The organism is Micromonospora sp. NPDC049900 (assembly GCF_044461025.1).
Taxonomy (GTDB): domain Bacteria; phylum Actinomycetota; class Actinomycetes; order Mycobacteriales; family Micromonosporaceae; genus Micromonospora.
In genome coordinates this window covers 184,987-203,597 of sequence record NZ_JBITKM010000007.1, presented here as the reverse complement: position 1 = coordinate 203,597, position 18,611 = coordinate 184,987, and the positions used below count along the sequence as shown (strand labels likewise).

Annotated in this window: 17 protein-coding genes; 4 read left to right on the top strand and 13 right to left on the bottom strand. The window is 72.9% G+C overall.

Translation table 11 applies throughout. The features are described from left to right. Nucleotides 1-52: 52 nt before the first annotated feature. Nucleotides 53-1,060, bottom strand: coding sequence for a LacI family DNA-binding transcriptional regulator (locus tag ACIBMZ_RS18250; RefSeq protein WP_396695157.1), 1,008 nt, complete (start codon nucleotides 1,058-1,060; stop codon nucleotides 53-55). Between the two features lie 137 nt (nucleotides 1,061-1,197). Between ACIBMZ_RS18250 and ACIBMZ_RS18245 the strand changes: the two genes are divergently transcribed. From ACIBMZ_RS18245 to ACIBMZ_RS18230, 4 genes are read left to right on the top strand one after another with little or no spacing between them, the layout of a single operon-like run. Further along, nucleotides 1,198-2,505 carry an extracellular solute-binding protein gene (locus tag ACIBMZ_RS18245; RefSeq protein WP_396695156.1) on the top strand — a complete coding sequence of 436 codons (1,308 nt, stop codon included), beginning with the start codon at nucleotides 1,198-1,200 and terminating at the stop codon, nucleotides 2,503-2,505. After that, the gene (locus tag ACIBMZ_RS18240; RefSeq protein WP_396695154.1) at nucleotides 2,502-3,506 is read left to right on the top strand and encodes a carbohydrate ABC transporter permease; all 1,005 of its coding nucleotides are present in this window, start codon (nucleotides 2,502-2,504) and stop codon (nucleotides 3,504-3,506) included. Before ACIBMZ_RS18245 ends, ACIBMZ_RS18240 begins: the two co-directional genes overlap by 4 nt. A 1-nt stretch (nucleotide 3,507) precedes the next feature. Beyond that, nucleotides 3,508-4,365 (top strand): carbohydrate ABC transporter permease, encoded by an 858-nt coding sequence (locus ACIBMZ_RS18235; RefSeq protein WP_396695152.1) that lies wholly within the window; start codon nucleotides 3,508-3,510, stop codon nucleotides 4,363-4,365. A gap of 59 nt (nucleotides 4,366-4,424) precedes the next feature. Continuing rightward, nucleotides 4,425-6,755 carry a beta-glucosidase gene (locus tag ACIBMZ_RS18230; protein ID WP_396695150.1) on the top strand — a complete coding sequence of 777 codons (2,331 nt, stop codon included), beginning with the start codon at nucleotides 4,425-4,427 and terminating at the stop codon, nucleotides 6,753-6,755. Nucleotides 6,756-6,816: 61 nt separating this feature from the next. Here the strand turns inward: ACIBMZ_RS18230 and yidC are convergent, their stop codons facing one another. The 12 genes from yidC to ACIBMZ_RS18170 form a co-directional block, all read right to left on the bottom strand. Further along, a complete protein-coding gene (gene yidC / locus ACIBMZ_RS18225; RefSeq protein ID WP_396695370.1) occupies nucleotides 6,817-7,734 on the bottom strand; it encodes a membrane protein insertase YidC in 918 nt (305 codons plus the stop codon). Nucleotides 7,735-7,904: 170 nt separating this feature from the next. Further along, a complete protein-coding gene (locus ACIBMZ_RS18220) occupies nucleotides 7,905-8,228 on the bottom strand; it encodes a DUF6412 domain-containing protein (RefSeq protein ID WP_396695148.1) in 324 nt (107 codons plus the stop codon). A gap of 29 nt (nucleotides 8,229-8,257) precedes the next feature. Then, nucleotides 8,258-9,028 (bottom strand): hypothetical protein, encoded by a 771-nt coding sequence (locus ACIBMZ_RS18215; RefSeq protein ID WP_396695146.1) that lies wholly within the window; start codon nucleotides 9,026-9,028, stop codon nucleotides 8,258-8,260. A gap of 15 nt (nucleotides 9,029-9,043) precedes the next feature. After that, nucleotides 9,044-9,499: a hypothetical protein gene (locus ACIBMZ_RS18210; protein ID WP_396695144.1), complete on the bottom strand. Its 456-nt coding sequence runs from the start codon at nucleotides 9,497-9,499 to the stop codon at nucleotides 9,044-9,046. 133 nt (nucleotides 9,500-9,632) lie between these two features. Further along, a complete protein-coding gene (locus ACIBMZ_RS18205) occupies nucleotides 9,633-10,550 on the bottom strand; it encodes a hypothetical protein (protein WP_396695142.1) in 918 nt (305 codons plus the stop codon). Beyond that, a complete protein-coding gene (locus ACIBMZ_RS18200; protein ID WP_396695140.1) occupies nucleotides 10,547-11,137 on the bottom strand; it encodes a phage tail protein in 591 nt (196 codons plus the stop codon). The genes ACIBMZ_RS18205 and ACIBMZ_RS18200 overlap by 4 nt, the downstream gene beginning before the upstream one ends. After that, nucleotides 11,118-13,706, bottom strand: coding sequence for a putative baseplate assembly protein (locus ACIBMZ_RS18195; RefSeq protein WP_396695138.1), 2,589 nt, complete (start codon nucleotides 13,704-13,706; stop codon nucleotides 11,118-11,120). The genes ACIBMZ_RS18200 and ACIBMZ_RS18195 overlap by 20 nt, the downstream gene beginning before the upstream one ends. Beyond that, nucleotides 13,703-14,167, bottom strand: a complete 465-nt coding sequence (locus ACIBMZ_RS18190) for a GPW/gp25 family protein (RefSeq protein ID WP_396695136.1) — start codon at nucleotides 14,165-14,167, stop codon at nucleotides 13,703-13,705. Before ACIBMZ_RS18190 ends, ACIBMZ_RS18195 begins: the two co-directional genes overlap by 4 nt. Beyond that, entirely contained in the window at nucleotides 14,164-14,502 is a 339-nt protein-coding gene (locus ACIBMZ_RS18185; protein ID WP_396695134.1) for a hypothetical protein, read from the bottom strand. Before ACIBMZ_RS18185 ends, ACIBMZ_RS18190 begins: the two co-directional genes overlap by 4 nt. After that, complete coding sequence (locus ACIBMZ_RS18180; RefSeq protein ID WP_396695132.1) at nucleotides 14,502-16,097, bottom strand: phage baseplate assembly protein V; 1,596 nt, start codon at nucleotides 16,095-16,097, stop codon at nucleotides 14,502-14,504. Before ACIBMZ_RS18180 ends, ACIBMZ_RS18185 begins: the two co-directional genes overlap by 1 nt. Continuing rightward, the gene (locus ACIBMZ_RS18175; RefSeq protein ID WP_396695130.1) at nucleotides 16,094-16,837 is read right to left on the bottom strand and encodes a hypothetical protein; all 744 of its coding nucleotides are present in this window, start codon (nucleotides 16,835-16,837) and stop codon (nucleotides 16,094-16,096) included. The genes ACIBMZ_RS18180 and ACIBMZ_RS18175 overlap by 4 nt, the downstream gene beginning before the upstream one ends. Next, nucleotides 16,837-17,406: a hypothetical protein gene (locus ACIBMZ_RS18170; RefSeq protein WP_396695128.1), complete on the bottom strand. Its 570-nt coding sequence runs from the start codon at nucleotides 17,404-17,406 to the stop codon at nucleotides 16,837-16,839. The genes ACIBMZ_RS18175 and ACIBMZ_RS18170 overlap by 1 nt, the downstream gene beginning before the upstream one ends. Nucleotides 17,407-18,611 lie beyond the last annotated feature (1,205 nt).

Sequence of the window (18,611 nt, the reverse complement as noted above, 5' to 3'; positions counted from 1 at the left end):
ATACCTGTCGTCAGATGGTGCGAGGACGGACGAATTCCCTCTGCCGGTGGTGTCAGGCGGGGAACGGGCGGCAGGAGGCGCGGACCACGAGCTCGGTGGGGAGCCGGATGTGGATGTCGCGCTCCACCCCGGCGATCAGGTCGACGAGCAGCCGCAGCGCCTCGGCGCCCATCCGCTGGATCGGTTGCATGATCGTGGTCAGGGGCGGGTTGGTCAGCGCCGACTCCGGGACGTTGTCGAAGCCGATCACGGAGACGTCGTCCGGTACCGACAGGCCCATGCGCTGCGCCACGTCGATGGTCGAGATGGCGGAGAGGTCGTTGCCGGCGAAGACCGCGGTCGGCCGGTCGGGGAGGGCGAGCAGTTCGGCGGCGGTGCCGGCGGCGCTCTCGATCCGGAAGCCACCGACCCGGACGAGTCGTTCGTCCACGGTCACGCCCGCGTCGGCCATGGCCTGTCGGAAGCCCGCCTCGCGCAGGCGGGACGACTCCAGGTCGGCGCGACCGGAGATGTGCCCGATGCGGCGGTGGCCGAGCGAGAGCAGGTAGTTGGTGGCGAGCACGGCACCGGCGAAGTTGTCGGAGTCGACGGTGGGCAGGCCGGACGGCCCGGTGTGCGGGTCGACGGCCACCACGTGGAAGCCCTGCTTGGTCTCCACCACCGTGGGGGTGACGATCACGGCACCGTCGATCAGCGTCCCGGAGAGTCGGGCCAGCGAGCGACGTTCCCAGCCGACGGCGGCGCCGGCCACGTCACCGCTGGAGTACGCCAGCAACTGGTAGCCGGTGCCGGTGACCTCCGACGAGGCGCCCTTGAGCAACTCGGTGGAGAACGGCTCGAACTCGGCCACCAGGATGCCCAGCACGTTCGTGCGGTGACTGCGCAGGCTCTGCGCGCCGAGGCTGGCCTCGTATCCGAGTTGGTGGATGACCTGCTGAACCCGCTCCACGGTCGCCTGCGCCACGCCGTACCGGCCATTTACCACCTTGGATACGGTTGCGACCGAGACGCCGGCCGCACGGGCCACGTCCGACATGTTGACACGCTGCGGGAACGCCACGCCGACGATGATAGAGGGCTCAACGAGCGCCGCGTACGGCGAGTCGAAAACGTTATCGACACCGATTGACACCGGGTTACACGGCTGTAAAACTCCCCGGCAGGCCGAGCACCGCGACGAATGTCGAGGAGATACCGATGGCTTTGAAGCGCCGCGTAACCACCGCTATAGCGCTGTCCATCACCACCGCACTGCTTGCCGCCGGATGCGGCGGCGGGGGTGAGTCCGAAGCTCCGGAGAGTGAGCTGTTCAAGAACCCGGTGACCCTGACCTGGTGGCACAACGCCTCCCAGGACGGTCCCGGCAAGACCTACTGGGAGAAGGTCGCCGCCGACTTCACCGCACTCCACCCGACGGTCAAGATCGAAATCGAGGGGATCGAGACCAACCAGCTCCAACGCACCCGGCTGCCCGCCGCGCTGCTGAGCAACGACCCGCCGGACATCTTCCAGGCGTGGGGCGGCGGCGAGATCCGCGAGCAGGTCGAGGCCGACTACCTCAAGGACATCACCGAGCAGGTGAAGTCGGAGGTCGACAACATCGGTAGCGCCGCCGAGATCTGGCAGGTGGACGGCAAGCAGTACGGTCTGCCGTACCGGATGGGCATCGAGGGCATCTGGTACAACAAGGACATGTTCCAGCGGGCCGGCATCGCCGCCCCGCCGACCACGTTCGAAGAGCTGAACGACGCGGTCACCAAGCTCAAGGCGATCAACGTGATTCCGATCGCGCTGGGCGCCGGTGACAAGTGGCCCGCCGCGCACTGGTGGTACAACTTCGCCCTGCGCGCCTGCTCGGTGGACACGCTGAAGAAGGCCAGCACCGACACGGTCTTCGACGACCCGTGCTTCGTGAAGGCCGGCCAGGACCTCAAGACCTTCATCGACACCAAGCCGTTCCAGGACAACTTCATCGCCACCCCGGGTCAGAACGACCCGACCAGCGCCAACGGTCTGCTCGCCAACGGCAAGGCCGCCATGGAGCTGATGGGCGACTGGAACAAGGGCTCGCTGGAGACGGTGACCAACGACAAGGAGGCGCTCGACAAGTTCCTTGGCTGGTTCCCGGTGCCGGCGATCTCCGGCTCCGCCGGTGACCCGAAGGCGGCGCTCGGCGGTGGCGACGGTTTCGCCTGCGCCAAGAACGCCCCGGGCGAGTGCGTCGAGTTCCTCAAGTACATCGTCAGCCCCGAGGTGCAGAAGGGCTACGCGCAGACCGGCACCGGCCTGCCCGTCGCCAAGGGTGCCGAGGACGGCGTCGAGGACCCGGCTCTGCGCTCCATCCTGGAGGCGACCACCGGTGCGACCTACGTGCAGCTCTGGCTGGACACCGCGTTCGGCAGCACCGTCGGTAACGCGATGAATGACGCGATCGTCGCCATCTTCGCTGGCAACGGGACGCCCGAGCAGGTCGTCGACGCGATGAAGGCGGCCGCGCGCAAGTGACCGCCACCAACCCCACCACACTGGACCCTGCCGGCGGTGCCTCCGCGCCGCCGGCGGGGCTCCGGCCCGTCCGACGCCCCTCCAAGGACCGGGCCGCCGAGACCCGACGCAAGTGGTACGAGATCATCGGTCTCACCACCCCGGCGATCATCGTCTACGTGATGTTCGTCCTGGTGCCGATGGGCTTCGCCTTCTACTACAGCCTCTTCCGCTGGCGTGGGGTCGGACCGCCCACCGAGTACATCGGCTTCGACAACTACGTCATGGCGTTCCAGGACCCGATCTTCCTCGACGCCCTGCGCAACAACGCCATCATCGTCTTCGGCTCGCTGCTGCTACAGGGGCCGGTCGCCCTCGGCGTGGCCCTGCTGCTCAACCGGCACTTCCGGGGCCGCACGCTGTTCCGCCTGCTGGCGTTCGTGCCGTACGTGCTGGCCGAGGTCACCGTCGGCATCATGTGGAAGCTGATCCTGACCCCGGGCGGCAGCCTGGACGCGCTGTTCCAGTCGATCGGCCTGGGCGGCCTGGTGCAGGCATGGCTGGCCGACCTGGACATCGTGATCTGGACGTTGCTGTTCGTGCTCACCTGGAAGTACGTCGGCTTCGCCATCATCCTGCTGCTCGCCGGCCTGTCCAACGTGCCGCAGGAGCTGCACGAGGCCGCCGCCATCGACGGCGCGAGCTGGTGGCAGATCCAGCGGCACGTCACCCTGCCGCTGCTCGGCCCCACCATCCGGATCTGGATGTTCCTGTCGATGATCGGCTCGTTGCAGGTCTTCGACGTCATCTGGGTGACCTCGGTACCCGCCGTCCGCTCGCTCGGCGCCTCCGCCACCATGGCCACCTACATGGTGGACAACGGGTTCTTCGCCCGGCTCTGGGGGTACGGCAACGCGGTGGCGGTGATCCTCTTCGTCATCTCGTTCGTCGCGGCGCTGCTGTTCCAGCGGTTCCTGCTCCGCCGCGACATCCAGGGTGCCACGACCGGAAGGGCGAACTGACGTGACCGCCAACGCCACTCTGCCCCCGCCCCGGCGTCGCCCGGTGTCGTGGGGCAACCCCCTCACCTACGCGCTGGCCCTCGCGGTCGCGGCGGTGTCGATCGTCCCGGTGCTGTACGTCATCATCGGCGGCTTCCGCACCACCCCGCAGATCGTCGCGAACCCGGCCGGCCTGCCCGACCCGTGGGTCTTCGACAACTACGCCCGGGTGCTGACCAAGAGCGGCTTCTGGACGCAGGCGTTCAACAGCGCGGTGATCGCATTCGGCACCACGCTCGGCGTCGTCCTGCTCGGGGTCTGCGCCGCGTTCGTGCTGGCCCGGTACACCTTCCGCGGCCGGGAGGTGCTCTACACCTTCTTCACCCTCGGCCTGCTGTTCCCGGCCGGCGCGGCGATCCTGCCGCTCTACCTCATGCTTCGCGACCTGAATCTGATCAACTCCTACTACGCGGTGATCCTGCCGCAGATCGCCTTCTCGTTGCCGTTGACCATCGTGATCCTGCGTCCCTTCCTCTCCGCGATCCCGCGTGAGCTGGAGGACGCCGCCGCGATCGACGGCACCGGTCGGCTCGGATTCCTCTGGCGCATCATGCTCCCGCTGTCGCGTCCCGCCCTCGTCACCGTCGGGATCCTCGCGTTCGTGGCGAGCTGGAACGCCTTCCTCCTGCCGTTGCTCGTGCTCGGTGACGCCAGCCTGCACACCCTGCCGCTGGGCGTACAGAACTTCTCCAGCCAGTACACCTCGGACACGGCCGGAATCCTCGCCTTCACCTCGCTGGCAATGCTGCCGGCACTTCTTTTCTTCACGTTCGCCGAGAAGCAGATCGTCGGTGGCCTGCAGGGCGCGGTCAAGGGCTGAGCGGCGCGGCTCGACGAGGGCCACGCGGCACCAGCACAACACAAAGGGGAAAGCACAGCATGACTGAGGTCCACGGCGTGGTCGGCGCACCGGTCCCGGCACAACCGGGTCCGGGCCACGACCGCCACGACCGGTCCGACCGGCCGGACGGCGAGGCACGGGTCCGTGAGCTGCTCGGGCGGATGACCATCGAGGAGAAGGTCGCCCAGCTCGTCGGCTTCTGGGAGAAGGAGGAGGGCGAGGCGGTCGCGCCGTTGCAGGGCGAGTTCGCCGACGTCGGCAAGCTGGAGACCTTCTCGCGGCACGGACTCGGGCACCTCACCCGGGCGTACGGCACCCGGCCGGTCGACGCTGCGGCCCGCGCGTCCTGGTTGTGGAAGTTCCAGTCCGACCTGGTGACCGGCACCCGACTCGGCATCCCGGCGATCGTCCACGAGGAGTGCCTCACCGGGCTCTCCGCGTGGAAGGCGGCCACCTATCCCACTCCACTGGCCTGGGGCGCGGCCTGCGACCCGGACCTCGTCACCGAGATGGCCGAGGCGATCGGGTCGTCCATGCGGGCACTCGGCATCCACCAGGGACTCTCCCCGGTGCTCGACGTGATCCGCGATCCCCGGTGGGGACGGGTCGACGAGTGCATCGCCGAGGACCCGTACCTGGTCGGCACGCTCGGCACGTCGTACGTGCGGGGACTCCAGGCGCAGGGGGTGCTGGCCACGCTCAAGCACTTCGCCGGCTACTCCGCCTCCCGCGCGGGGCGCAACTTCGCCCCGGTGCACGCCGGCCCCCGGGAACTCGCCGACGTGCTGTTCCCGCCGTTCGAGATGGCGATCCTGGACGGCGACGCGCGGTCGGTCATGCACTCGTACGCGGAGATCGACGGCGTACCGGTGGCGGCCGACCCGACGATGCTGACCGGGATCCTGCGGGACCGGTGGGGCTTCGACGGGACGGTGGTCGCCGACTACTTCGGCGTGGCCTTCCTGAACCTGCTACACCACGTCGCGGCCGACCACGCCGACGCGGCGGTGCAGGCGCTGACCGCCGGTGTCGACATCGAACTGCCGACCGGGGACGCCTACCTGACGGTGGCCGAGTCGGTGCGCTCGGGCCGGCTCGACGAGGCGATCGTGGACCGGGCGGTGCTGCGGGTGCTGCGTCAGAAGGAGGCGATCGGGCTCCTCGACGCCACCTTCGACGACGAGCCGCAACCGGTCGACCTCGACTCCCCGGAGCACCGGTCGATCGCTCGCCGGCTCGCCGAGAAGTCCGTCGTCCTGGTCGCCAACCAGGGCGTACTCCCGCTGCCGGCCGGGCGGCGGGTGGCGGTGGTCGGGCCGAACGCGGACCGGGAGGGTGCGCTGTTCGGCTGCTACTCGTTCCTGAACCACGTGCTCGTGCAGCACCCGGACGTGGAGACCGGCATCGAGGTGCCCACCGTCCTCGCGGCGGCCCGCGCCGAGTTCGGCACCGACCAGGTGAGCTGGGCGCGCGGCTGCGACGTGGACTCGGCGGACCGGTCCGGCCTCGACGAGGCGGCGGCCGTCGCCGCGGCGGCGGACGTGGCGGTCCTGGTGGTCGGCGACCACGCGGGGCTGTTCGGGCGCGGCACGGTCGGCGAGGGCTGCGACCGGGAGGACCTGGAACTGCCCGGTGTGCAGCGCGAGCTGGTGGAGGCGGTGCTGGCCACCGGTACGCCGGTGGTGCTGGTGCTGCTCACCGGCCGGCCGTACGCGATCGGGTGGGCGGTGGACCGCTGCGCGGCCGTGGTGCAGGCGTTCTTCCCCGGCGAGGAGGGCGCGGGCGCCATCGTCGGGGTGCTCTCCGGGCGGGTCAACCCGTCCGGGCGGCTGCCGGTCAGCCTGCCCGGTTCGGCCGGGGCGCAGCCGTTCTCGTACCTGCACCCCACCCTGGGCGAGGGCAACGAGGTGACCAACCTGCCGGCGATCCCGGTGGCCCCGTTCGGTCACGGCCTGTCCTACACCACCTTCGAGTACGCCGACCTGACCGTTCCCGCCACGGTGCCGACCGACGGGGCGGTGCCGGTGACCGTCCGGCTCACCAACACCGGTGCGGTGGCCGGCGACGAGGTGGTCCAGCTCTACGGTCGTGACCTGGTCGCCTCGGTGACCCGGCCGGTGGCCCAGTTGCTCGGCTACCGCCGGGTGCACCTGGAGCCGGGCCAGTCGGTGACGGTCGAGTTGACGGTGCCCACCACCCGGCTGGCCTTCTCCGACCGGAGCCTCACCCGCGTGGTGGAGCCCGGCGACGTCGACCTGTGGGTGGGCAGCAGTGTGCGTCGGGACGCCGAGGCGCGTACCACGCTGGTCGGCGACACCGCCGTGGTGACCAACGCGTCGCCGCGCTGGACCACGACCGACGTGCGCTGACGTCTGTTGCCGGTGATCCCGGTACGCCGCCGGGCGAGGCGGCGTACCGGGATCTCGGCGTCTATCGGCCGCGCGACGCGCCCCTGCGGGAGGTGGTCGGCTTCGCGCCGACCTTGGGGGCGAGCGACCTGGCGGGGGCCGGGGTGCCCCCGTCACGCCGGGCGGCAGCCGTGGCCTTCGGCGTACCGCTGGTCGGCGGCGGGTACTTCCGCAGCACCCAGGTCTGCTGGGCGAGGGAGAACAGGTTCGTGGTCACCCAGTAGATGACCACGCCGATCGGGAAGATCAGGCCCGAGACGAGCAGCGAGAACGGGATGCCGTAGAGCATCAGCCGCTGCACCATCCGCTGCGGCGGGTCCTCGGCCCATCCGGTCCGCAGGATCATCTGCCGGCTGCTCAGGTAGGTCGTGGCGATCATCGTGACGATCAGGAGCGCGGCGACGATCCGGACGGTCGTGCCGTCCGCGCCGAGCAGCGACAGTTCCTGCGCGCCGGACCGGAGGCTGGCGGCGATCGGCGCGCCGAACAACGTCGCCGACGACGCGCTGTCGAACTGGGTGACGGTCCAGCCGTACAGCGTCTTCATGTGCTCCGGCATGGTCGGCTTGAGATGACGCAGCACGTGGAACAGGCCCAGGAAGACCGGAATCTGCACCAGCATCGGCAGGAAACCCATCAGCGGGTTGGCCTTCTCCGTGCGGTAGAGCTCCAGCAACTCCTTCTGCATGGTCTCCCGGTCGTCCTTGTGCCTCTCCTGGATCTCCCTGATGCGCGGTTGGAGCGCCTGCATGGCGCGCTGCGACTTGATCTGCCTGACGTAGACCGGGAACAGCACGCCCCGGACGGTCAGCACCAGGAAGACGATGCCCAGCACCCACGCCCAGTCGGTGCCGAGCGCGGCGGCGTCGCCGAAGAGCATCTGCCAGGCGCCGTGCCAGAACAGCAGGACGGCCGAGATGGCGCCGTAGACGACCGCCATGAGTGGGCTGAACAGGGCGCTCACCGGAGGACCCCGGTGACGTACGGGTGGCGGAGAACGGACGGATCGGGCATGTGGGTACTCCTCGGAACACGACGAGACTGATGACGGGCGGGACGTGTCAGCAGCGGTCGCCGAGGAGCGGCACAGGGATGGAGTGCAGCGAGGGCTCAGGCGACCACGAGGGTCGCGGTCGGTGCCCTGGGGCGGGCCCGGCCGGCGGCGTCCGGATCGCGGTGTCGGGGCACACCCGTGCGCCCGGCGCGTTCCCGCAGCAGTCGTCGGGTGATCCGCAGGTCGGGGGCGGTGACCACCCGATGGACCAGGTTCGCGGCGGCGAGCACGACGGTGAGGAGCACACCGGTCGCCGCGGCCGTGCCGGACAGCATGCTGGAGGCACCCACGTCGGCGAGTACGCCGACGAGGTACCAGATCATGCCGAGCCCGATCACCTCACCACCATATCCGCCCCGCGCACCCAGGGCCTGCCTCATCAGGACTGGCCGCCCTCACGAAACAGGCCCTAGCGGTCGGGATCGGGCTCGGCGCGCAGCGCGGCGGTGGCCCGGAGCGCCTTGACGATCGCCGGGATCGCGCCGATCAGCAGCACCAGTGCCCAGACGATCGCGATGATCGCGAAGAGCAGTGCGCCCAGGTCGTCGAGGATGCTCACCAGGATCACCGGCACCAGGTTGTGCAGGAACTCCAGCAGCACCGTGCAGAGCAGGCTGGTCAGGATCAGCAGGACCAGGCCCTTGTTCTGGAGGAACTTCGGCTGCGCCAGCACCAGCAGCCCGGCCCAGGCGAGCTTGAGCAGCAACGCCAGACCGAGCAGGACGGCCGCGTCCCCGACCGGGAAGAACCCCCACAGGGCCAGGTAGGCCAGCGTGCCGAACGGCGGGGCCAGGAACAACGACACCATCACCATCAGCTCGACGAAGGCGACGATCAACGCCACGAACGCCCCGATGATCAGGATGATCGAGAAGATCAGCGTGGCGACGCCCTGCACCCGGCCGTGGATCCGCTCGGGCAGCACCAGCCCCAGGCAGAACAGCCCGGTCGTCCAGAGCGCCGCCGCGTCGACGAGCACCAGATAGCCGGTGCCCCGGCCGGACGGCTCGCCGACCCCGCTCACGTCACCGACCTCGACCCCGAGGTCACCGGCGCTGTCGGCCAGCGCGGCACCGGCGTCACCGCCGCCCAGCAGCAGCCCGGCACCCCACTCGACGCCCACCGCCAGCACCAGCGCCAGCATCGCCAGCAGCAGGAACGGCTTGCGTAACGCGCCCATCCCGGCCTCCCCGCCTCAGTCCCGCGCGATCGTGATCGGGCAGCCGCCGGAGCAGCTCACCCGTACCGTGGTGGCCCGGTCCACGGCGATCCGGGCCACCGCGCCGGTACCGTCGTCGGCCGGTGTGACGTCGTCCTCGACGGTGAACTCGGCGTCCCCCGGTGCCGGCGCCTCGACGGTGAACGCCTCCGGGCCGCGCAGGATCAGCGTGCGCAGCCCACCCGGGTCGGCCACCCGCAGCTCGCAGTCGCCGTCCACGGCCAGCCGACCGGCAGCCTCGGCACAGTCCGCGTCGACGGTGGCCGGGTCCACCGCCTGCGCCCCACCGCCGGCCCGCCCCAGCAGGTCGACCAACCCACGGCGCGCCGACGGGTCCCCCCGATCACCGCCCCCCGCCCCCACCGCCACCACGAACAGGATCGCCACCAGCACCCCGAGCGCCACCAACAGCACCTTCTGCCGCCCCGTCACCACCCCACCCCCACTCCGTCGCACGCCGCCATCGCTGCTCACTCCGCGTTCTCTCCGGTTCTCTCCGCGTCGATCAAGAGGTTTGCGTCGGGAACAGGGACTGAGCTGACGCGAATCTCTTGATCAACCAGGGTCAGGGGGTCGGTGGGAGCTCGGTGAAGCGGATCGCGTCGAGCCCGGCGAAGTAGCGGTCGGTGCTCTGCGTCTTGCCGATCGCCACCAGGGTGATCTGGTGCGGGCCCGCCGCCAGCGGCACCCGCGCCACGTCGACCCAGTCGGTGATCCGGACCGTGGGGGAGAAGCCGATGAAGGGATCACCGACCTGCCGACCGTCGATCAGGAACACCGTGTTGGCGTAGTCGGGAGCGGTGGTCCGCACGGTGGAGAACTGCCAGACGGCCTGGGCGGGCAGTTCCACCGTCACGGTCACCCGGTCGTTGATCGCCCGGCCCAGGAAGAACAACTGGTTGTCCTGCGACCACGTCACCTCGCAGCAGTTGGGCTGCACCGCCACCGTCGGCGCGGCGCCGCTCGGCGACTCGACCCGGGCACCGGGCACCAGCGTCTCCGCCTCGACGGTCACCACCCGGGCCTGCGGCGGCGGGTCGTCGTCGCGTGCCACCAGGAACACCACCACCGCCGAGACCACCAGCACCAACGCCGCCGCGGCGGCGATCCACGGCCAGGGCGTACGCTTCGGCGGCGCCACGGCCTTCACCTCGTAGGTGACCCGACCGCTGGAGCGGGAACTCTCCTCCGGAGCGGTGTTCGCCGAGTACGCGAACCCGGTCATGTCGTAGCGGCGCGGCGGCGTGCCCGCCGGCACGGCCAGCCGGACCAGGAACGACACCGAGCCCTGCCCGGGCACCACCCGCTGCGGTTCGGCCACGGTGAACCAGGAGCGTTGCGTGCCCTCGCCCGGTGCCACGTCGAACACCACCGTGTCCGGCGCGAGTCCCGGGTTGGAGACGGTGAAGGTCAGCTCCCCGGAGTTGCGGGCGTCCAGGGTGAACTGCTCGGCTGCGGCGACGACGGTCCATTCGGTGGTCATGACGGCTCCTCCGGAGCGGGATCGGGCACGGTGGGAACGGGGGAGGGGGACGGCACACTGGCCCGGCCGACCGCCGGTGCGTCCGCCACGACGGTGACCTCGGCGGTCACGGCGGCCGGCTTCTCCGCCGCCACGATCCGGCTGACCAGGGCGAGCTGGTCGGCAGCGGTCGCCTGCACCCGGACGACCAGGTGGAACGGCCGGTCGGCCGGCTCGTCGAGGACGAACCCGGTGACCCCGGTGGCCAGTTCCAGGGCGGTGCGCAGCCCCTCCGGAGTGCCCCGCCAGGTCGCCAACGCCGCCCCGTGCGCCACCAGGTCACGCAGCCGACTGGCCGGCAGCGGCAGCGGGGCGTCCCGCCGGGGCGCGGCGATCACGTGGTCCATCGCCACCCACCCGGCCAGGTACGCCACCATGCCGTCCGGCGCCCGGTACGGCGCGAACAGCCCGTCGACCTCGGCCAGCACCGCCTCGTCCGGCGCGTGCAGCGCCTCCATCACGTCCAGCAGCGCCCACAGCACGCTGCCCGGCACACAGGCGCGCTGATAGGCGGCGGGCAGCAGCCGCTCAATGGCCGGTCGACGCATCCTGCCGCACCACCTCGATGTCGTGCTCGCCGGAGCAGAGCAGCCAGGTGTCCGGGACGGTGACCACGTCGGCGGTGGCCTGGTTGGCGCTGGCCGACCAGTCGACCGCGTCACCACTGCGGTGCACACCGCGTTCGCCACCGGCGAGCACCAGCCGATCCGTGCCGGCGGTGGCGGCGATCGCGTCCACCGGCACGAACCGGGTGCGGTCGCGCAGCGGCAGCCCGCAGTTGACCGACACCGACGCCCACTGCGGCTGCGCCGCGACGGTGTCCAGCCGCAACACCCCGCCGCTCTGCGTGGCGGCCAGCGCCAGGGTGCCGCTGAAGGCCAGGTCCCGGCAGGTGCCGCCGACCCAGCCGGCCTGCATCGCCTGCCACTTCACGTCGGACTCGAACAGTCGGGCGCGGAAGCAGCCCTGCCCGGGCTTCTTCGGGTCCGGCTCCCCGGCGCCGCTCCACAGCAGCGTCGCCGGGCCGTCGTACTGCACCGCGAGCAGCCGGTTGTCCACGTTGGCGAGGCCGACGTGGGCGAAGCTGCCGGGGCGGCCCGCGTTGCCGGACAGGTAGACCCCGAACCCGGCCTGCGCGGCCACCGCCACCCCGGGCGCGCCGCGCTCGGAGACGAACGCCCGGACCGCGTAGAAGCCCCGGTCGGCGTCGGCCGGATCGACCAGGATCTGCAACGGCACCGCGCCGGGCAGCAGCGACACCTCGTACAGGCCGGTGTCGGTGGCGACCAGCAGCGCGCCCGCGCCGTCCCGGTCGATCCAGGCCAGGTCGCTGATCCGCGAGTCCAGGTCGGCCAGCAGGGACCAGGTCTCGCCCAGGTCGGCGCTCAGGTGTACCCGGGAGCCGCCGCCGGAGCGCACGGTGGCCACCGCCACCGAACCGGGCCGGGGCACGATGCCGGGTCGCACCGGGGCGGGCGCGGGCGCCACCCGCTGTACGGTCTCCCCGTCGAACCGGCCCGCCGGCTCCCATCCGGCACCCGCGTTGGTGGAGCGGAACAGCACCGGGCCGCTGCCCGCGTACCAGGTGCGGGGTTGGTACTGGTCCGCGGCGAGCGTGCGTACCTGCTGGTCGGGGGCCTCGTCGACGACGAACCGCACGGACTCGACGTAGCGCACCCCCGGCTCGGCGTGCTCCAGCAGCCGGTACACGTTGGAGGCCCGCAGCGGTTCACCGAACGCCCAGCCGGCCGGGTTCAACGGGGTGGGCAGCGGGCTCAGCGTCTGGTGCAGCCGGTCGTGGATGCGCCGTCGCACCGCCTCCGCGTCCTCCTCCCGGCGGACCACCACCCGGGCCCGGATCGACACCGCCTTGTACCGCGCCCAACTCGCCCGGCAGGTGGTGCCGAGCGAGCGGCGACGTTCCAGGTCCGCCTCCACCCGCAGCCGCGCCTCCTCCACCTCGTGCCCGCGCAGCACCGCCACCGGCAGCCGCCCGCCGGGCCGGGCGTCGTCCGGCACGTACGGCACCAGCACCACCTCGACCTCGCCGGGACGGGCGAAGCTGTAGACGGCGGCCCGGGTGAAGGCGCGCGCCCGGCTCACCCCGCCGGAGCCGGTGGCCAGCACCTCGAAGTCGCGGGCGGTCACCGCGCGCTGCTGGGCGAAGAAGGCGTACGGGCCGCGCAGCAGCACCGACTCCATCGCCTCCATCTCCCGGCCCCCGGCCGCCGGTAGCGGGTTGACCGCCTTCACCCCGGGCAGCGGGTCCCGCAGGCTGGTCAGCGTCCCGGCCGCCACGTTGCCGGCGGTGCCACCACCGGCCCGGTACCAGAGCCGCACCTGCCGACCGGCCGGTGGCACCGCCGCGACCGGGGCGTCGTCACCGGCGGGGTCCGGCCCGCGCAGGTCCAGCGCCGGGGCGAAGGTCACCGTGCCCGAGCAGCGGTCCACCAGGTACGCCTTGTCCTGCGGCCCGAGGCCGGCGAAGCTGTCCACCGCCCGCCAGATCTCGAAGGTGCGTCCCTCGTGCTCGCGGGCTGCCGCGCCCAACTCCACCGAGCCGGTCGGCACCTCGACGCCGAGCAGCAGGTCCAGCGTCTCGGCGGTGCGGGCCAGCGGGGCCCGTCCGGCCCGCAGCACCTGACCCGGCGCGCCGGTGCCGACGCCGAGCAGTTCCGCCTCGACCGGCTCGCAGTGGTGCATCCGTACGGTCACCTCCCGCTGGCCGGCGGCGAGCAGCGCCGGCTCGCAGGTGACGAAGACGACCGGTCGCGGGTCGGCCCCGCGCGCCGCCGCGACGCGGGTACCGGCCGGGATGCGCAGTGCCTCGTCGTCGGCGCCGGTCCGGGTGAAGCGGACGTCGACCCAGGCCGCCGACGGGGCGTGCCGAACCACCCCGAGCAGGTTGAGGAAGGAGACGTACGCCTTCTCCGGCAACTGGTTCAGCCGGTAGATCATCACCTCGGTGAGGTGCGCGAACGCCTCCAGCAGGGCGATGCCCGGGTCGTGCGCGGACAGGTCGGTCCAGCCGGGGCAGGACTGCCGGATCCGCTCCCGGGCCTCGGTCACCAGGTCGAGGAAGGTCCGGTCGTCCAGGTGCGGCACGGGCAGGGTCATCGCCCCTCCTCAGCGTCGGCGGCAGGGTCGGGGGTCGGCCCCGGTGGGTCGTCGTCGGCGGGCAGCAGGTCCACGGAGAAGACCAACTGCCCGGGGGTGAGGCTGGCCCGGATCCGGTAGTCCAGCCGGATCACCAGCCGCCACGGGTCGTCCGGGTCCGGCCCGGCGTCCACGTCGAGCACGTCGATGCGCGGCTCCCAGCGGGTGACCGCCGCGCGCACGTAGTGGATGGCCAGCCCGGCGGTCGTGTCGTCGTTCGGGGCGAAGACCAGCCGGTGCAGTCGGGAGCCGTACCCGGGACGCATCAGCCGCTCGCCCGGCGTGGTGGACAGCAGCAGGAACAGCGCCTGGCGTACCGTCTCGTCGCCGTCGGTCATGGCCAGCCCGCCGGCCGCGGTCAGCCCGAGCCCACCACTGCGACCGGCGTCGAAACCCGCGCCGAGGAAGCGGATCGCCCTCACCGGTCGGCCCCCAGGAACGGTTGCCGGGGATCGCGCACCCGGTACCGGAACTGGCCCGGCGGGCTGCCGTCGGTGAAGCCCTCCAGGTGCGACAGCACCACCCGGTGACCGTCCACCCGGACGAAGTCGCTGTAGCCGACCCGGACCGGCTCGGTCTTTGTGCACGGCTTGACCGTCGTGCCGTAGTTCGGGCAGGCCACGATCGTGCGGTCGGTCGGGTCGTCGGCCACCAGCACCGGTACGCCGACCACCCGCACCCATCGCTGCGACTCCTCGTTGCGGACCAGGCCGTCGTGGTTACACCTGATCACCGAGTCCCGATGGATCCAGCGCATCAGCCACCTCCTCGGTGATGGGCGCGGGCCAGGCTGCGGGCCCGCTCGGCGGCGGTGCCCGGGTCCTCGGGCCCCTCGGCGTGCAGGAAGTCGACGCTGCGGGCGCGCACCACCATCGCCCGGCCCGGGGCGGAGAGCACCAGGTCGGCGGCGGCGTGCAGGGTCACCAGGTCCGGGGTCAGCTCCAGCCAGCTACCGCCGTCGGTGCTCAACCGGAGGCTGCGGGCCACGTCGTCGACCACCACCTGCTGGCCGCCCGAGGTCCGCAGCGACCAGCGCCGGGCCCGTCCGTCGTCCACCCCGGTGTCGTACGGCGTGACGGCACCGAACAGCGCACCGAGCACCACCCCGGACGCGGGTTCACCACCGGGCAACGCCACCAGCACGTTGTCCTGCGGATCGGGCAGCGCCACCAGTCCCTTGCCCCGGCCCGCGCCCGGGCAGAGCACCGCCAGCCACCCGGCGTCCGCCCCGCCGTACGCGGGCAGTTCCACCCGTACCCGGCCCAGCCCGTCCGGATCGGCCACGTCGGTGACGGTGCCCAGGGTGACCACCGCCGGGGCGGGCGGCCCGACCGGCGGCGCCGGCGGCGGCACGGTGGAGAACCGGCTCAGGTATCCGTCGGCGTCGACGGTGTGCACCACCTCGGTCAGCACGTACGTGCCGGCCATCGGCTCGACGACCCCGGTCAGCCGGATCCGCCGGCCGGGCCGCAACGCGGGATTCCCCTCGGCGGTGCCCTCGGCGGTGACCAGCGCCGCCGTGCGGACGTCCAGCCGGGCCTGGGCCAGCGCGGTGATCTCGTCGTCGCTGCGTCCCGGCTGGTCCAGCGCGGTCCGGGTGCCGTCCGCGCCCACGTCGGCCGGATCCGGGTCCACCGGCGTGTCCCGCCCGCACCGGGGCGCCCCGGCCTGCGAGGTGAACGGTTCGGCCCGCTGCGGGTGCCAGCCCAGCGCGGCGCTCTCGCCCACGGCGGTGTCCGCGTTCACCGACAGCCGCAGGCCGTGCACGTCGCGGCCGAGCACGAGCGGGATCGGCGCGCCGAAGCCGTCGAGCGTCAGCAGGCGCAGCACGTCGTCGTCGACGCTCAGGTGCAGCCCGGCCCGACCGGTCACCTCCAGCAGCAGGTCCAGGTCGCTCGGGCGGTGGTGCGGCAACCGGTCCAGCCGTGGCCCGTCGACCTCGGCGTCGACCCGCAGGTCCAGGTCGGCGCAGAGGTCGGCGGCCAGCTCGGCGGCGGTCACCGACTCGAACACCCGCAGCCGCTGTCGCTTGCGCAACCGGTGCAGCGCGTCGTAGGCCCGGATCCGCAGGGTCGCCGCGCCGTCGGCGGCGTACTCGACCTCGACGGCGGTGACCTCGCCGCCGAACAGCGCCGCCGACTGCCCGTCGAGGCGTACCTCCAGGCGTGCGCCGATCCGCGCCGTGGCCGGCGGTGCGGCGCTGCCCGGCCCGGTGACCAGCGCCACCTCGCACTGGGTGGGCCGGTTGAGTCGAGCCGCCACCCGGGCCGAGAGCACCCGCCCGACGCCGCGACCGGCCAACGGGTCGCCGTCGAGCAGCACGGTCAGCGCCCGGGGCGCGCCGCCGCTCATGCCCCGTCACCCGGGGCGGCGACGGTCCCCGGCAGCGGCGGCACGGCAAGCACGGTGCCGGGCGGCACGGCGAGCGGGTCGGTGATCCGGTTGTGTTCGGCCAGCAGCCGCCAGCGCAGTGGCGAGCCGAGCGCGTCGTGGGCGAGCAGGTCGAAACGGACGCCGGTGGAGTCGGCGGTGGTGCTGCCGTCACCGGCGGCGACCAGGGCCGTGCCCGGCGCGACGGCCGGCGTCTGCGCCTCGGCCAACTCCTCGGCGAAGCCCTCGTCGGCCCGGGTGGCGTCCTCGGCGACCCGCACCAGCTTGAGTCGCAGCCAGGAGCGGCGCGGCGATCCCGTCGCGGTGAACGCGTCGAACCGCTCCGCCACCGCCACGATCACCCCCGGCACGTTCCAGGTCTTGCCCCAGACCAGCCGTACCAGCGGCGGCCGGACCCAGCCGTGCTCGACCGCCGAGTTCTCCGCCAGCATCCACAGCGGACGGGTCAGCGCGCGCACGTCGGCGGGCCGGACCTGCCCCTCCGCGAAGTCGGTGTCGAAGAGCAGGTCGAGCACGAGTTCGGTCCGCCCGCCACCGGTGAACACCAGCGGGTCGTCGGCGAGCCCGGCACCGGTGAGCTGACTGCCCGCGCTGCCCCGGTGCCGTACCCCGGCCAGTCGACTGACCTGCACGGTCTCCGGGTTGAGCAGGCAGTCCACGCGTTCACCGGTGGCGTCGACGAGGAAGGCGACCCGTTCCATCAGCCGCCCGCCTGTTCCCGGTCCAGTCGACGCAGGTGGTTCGCGGCGGCGTCCTCCGGACCGGGGACCACCCACAGCGCCCGGTCGTCCGGCAACGCCGGCCACGGGTCGGAGGTGTCCCGCCCGTCACCCGCCCGGCCGTCCCCGTCACCCGCCCGGCCCGCGCCCAGGTCCGGCCACGGTCCGCGTGACGGCACCCGCTGACCGGCACCGGCCGGCAGTCCCGCACCGGGCCAGAGCCCGTCCCCGAACGCGCCGTCCGCGCGCCGCCGCCCGACCTCGCCGCCCCTCCCGGACAGACCGGCCCCACCCGCCGCCCGGTACGCCTCGTCCCCACCCGTTGCCGCCCCCAACCGTCCAGGGTGCCGGGCCCCGTCGGGCCCGAGCGCACTCGACCGCGCCGGATGCCGCAGCCCGTCGACGTCCGAGCCGCTGCCGAGCCCGCCGACCGTGCCGGCCGTCCAGGGGTACGTCCGCGCCGGATACGCCTCCCGCCCCGCTCCCGGCGACGACGGGTCGTCCGGGGCGGAGTCGACCAGCCGCAGCACCGCCCTGTTCCGGCCCGGCACCGATCCCGGCTCTTGCCGCCGATCCGTCGCCGGCCGTGCGCGATCCGTCGCCGACCCGAAGCCGGGCGACGAGGCGGCGGCGTCCGCAGGAGCGTCCGCGCGCTGGCGGTCGCCTCCCTCGACCAGCCGACGGCCCGGGGCGCCCGCCACCCCGGTGCCGGTGGGCGCTGTGTCCGCCCGACCGTGGGCCGAATCCGCGTGGTGCCCACGTCCGCCCGCCCACGGGATCGTCGCGTCGCCCACCGCCGGGCCCGGGCCCGCCCCACTCGGCACCGCCCCTGCCGCCGACGCCCCCGCCCCCGGTGCCCCCGCCCCCGGTGCCCCCGCCCCCGGCGCCCCCGTCCCGTTCGGCGTCGACCGTGTCCCCGGTGCCCCTGCCCCGCTGACCAGCGGCCCTGCCCCCGGTGTGGGCGCCCCGCTGACCGTCGACGCTGCTCCGGGTGGGTACGCCCCGGCTACGGTCGAGCCTGTTCCGGGTGTGTCCGCCCCACTCACCGCAGACGGCGTGCCCGCGTTGTCCGCTGTGGAGCCCGTCCGGGGTGCGCCGGCCCCGCTCACCGCGCGCCGGCCTCCCGGTGCGCCGTGATCGCGTGCCGCCGGAACCTCCCGGCGCGGGTCCGCCGCACCGGACGGTACCCCTGCGCCGCGCCTTTGCTCTGCTTCACTCCACGCAACGGCTGACCCGCGGAATCCGGGGGGTTGCGTCGGTTGAAGCAGAACAAAGGGGGCGGGGGAGGACCGGTCGGTCCCCGGCGACGCGGCGTGGGGCGACGAGCTTCCGTCGCCCCAGCCGTCGCCGGGCGGCCGTCGCCCGGCCCACGGATCGGTCCCGTCCACCGCTCCCTCGGCCACCCGGTGCGGGTCGTCGGCGTACTCCTCGCGCTCGGCCGGCAGAGCGCCCGCCGGCAACTCGGCCGCGAGGTCGCGGAGCAGCCCCGGGGCGTGGGCCGCGATCAGCCGCAGCCAGTGCTCCGGGGGACGCTCCGGATGCCGGTACGCGACCGCCTTCCACCCGTCCGACGACGCGGCGGCGTCAGGACCGTGGTCCGCGTCGCCGACCGCGTCGCCACGCGGGCCGCCGATCGCGCTGTCACGCGCGCTGCCACGCGGGCCACCGACCGTGTCGCCCTCGACGCCGCCCCGCCACCCGTCGCCCGGCGCGCCGTCGGGGGCGGTGTCCACCAGGCCGGCGAAACGGTCCACGG

What these genes read in the sequence shown, in the direction of transcription:
- ACIBMZ_RS18195 (WP_396695138.1), bottom strand. Translation starts at nt 13,706, where the DNA reads ATGACCCTGCCCGTGCCGCACCTGGACGACCGGACCTTCCTCGACCTG.
- ACIBMZ_RS18185 (WP_396695134.1), bottom strand. Translation starts at nt 14,502, where the DNA reads ATGCGCTGGATCCATCGGGACTCGGTGATCAGGTGTAACCACGACGGC.
- ACIBMZ_RS18245 (WP_396695156.1), top strand. Translation starts at nt 1,198, where the DNA reads ATGGCTTTGAAGCGCCGCGTAACCACCGCTATAGCGCTGTCCATCACC.
- ACIBMZ_RS18230 (WP_396695150.1), top strand. Translation starts at nt 4,425, where the DNA reads ATGACTGAGGTCCACGGCGTGGTCGGCGCACCGGTCCCGGCACAACCG.
- ACIBMZ_RS18200 (WP_396695140.1), bottom strand. Translation starts at nt 11,137, where the DNA reads ATGCGTCGACCGGCCATTGAGCGGCTGCTGCCCGCCGCCTATCAGCGC.
- ACIBMZ_RS18175 (WP_396695130.1), bottom strand. Translation starts at nt 16,837, where the DNA reads ATGGAACGGGTCGCCTTCCTCGTCGACGCCACCGGTGAACGCGTGGAC.
- ACIBMZ_RS18180 (WP_396695132.1), bottom strand. Translation starts at nt 16,097, where the DNA reads ATGAGCGGCGGCGCGCCCCGGGCGCTGACCGTGCTGCTCGACGGCGAC.
- yidC (WP_396695370.1), bottom strand. Translation starts at nt 7,734, where the DNA reads ATGGCGGTCGTCTACGGCGCCATCTCGGCCGTCCTGCTGTTCTGGCAC.
- ACIBMZ_RS18215 (WP_396695146.1), bottom strand. Translation starts at nt 9,028, where the DNA reads ATGGGCGCGTTACGCAAGCCGTTCCTGCTGCTGGCGATGCTGGCGCTG.
- ACIBMZ_RS18205 (WP_396695142.1), bottom strand. Translation starts at nt 10,550, where the DNA reads ATGACCACCGAATGGACCGTCGTCGCCGCAGCCGAGCAGTTCACCCTG.
- ACIBMZ_RS18220 (WP_396695148.1), bottom strand. Translation starts at nt 8,228, where the DNA reads ATGAGGCAGGCCCTGGGTGCGCGGGGCGGATATGGTGGTGAGGTGATC.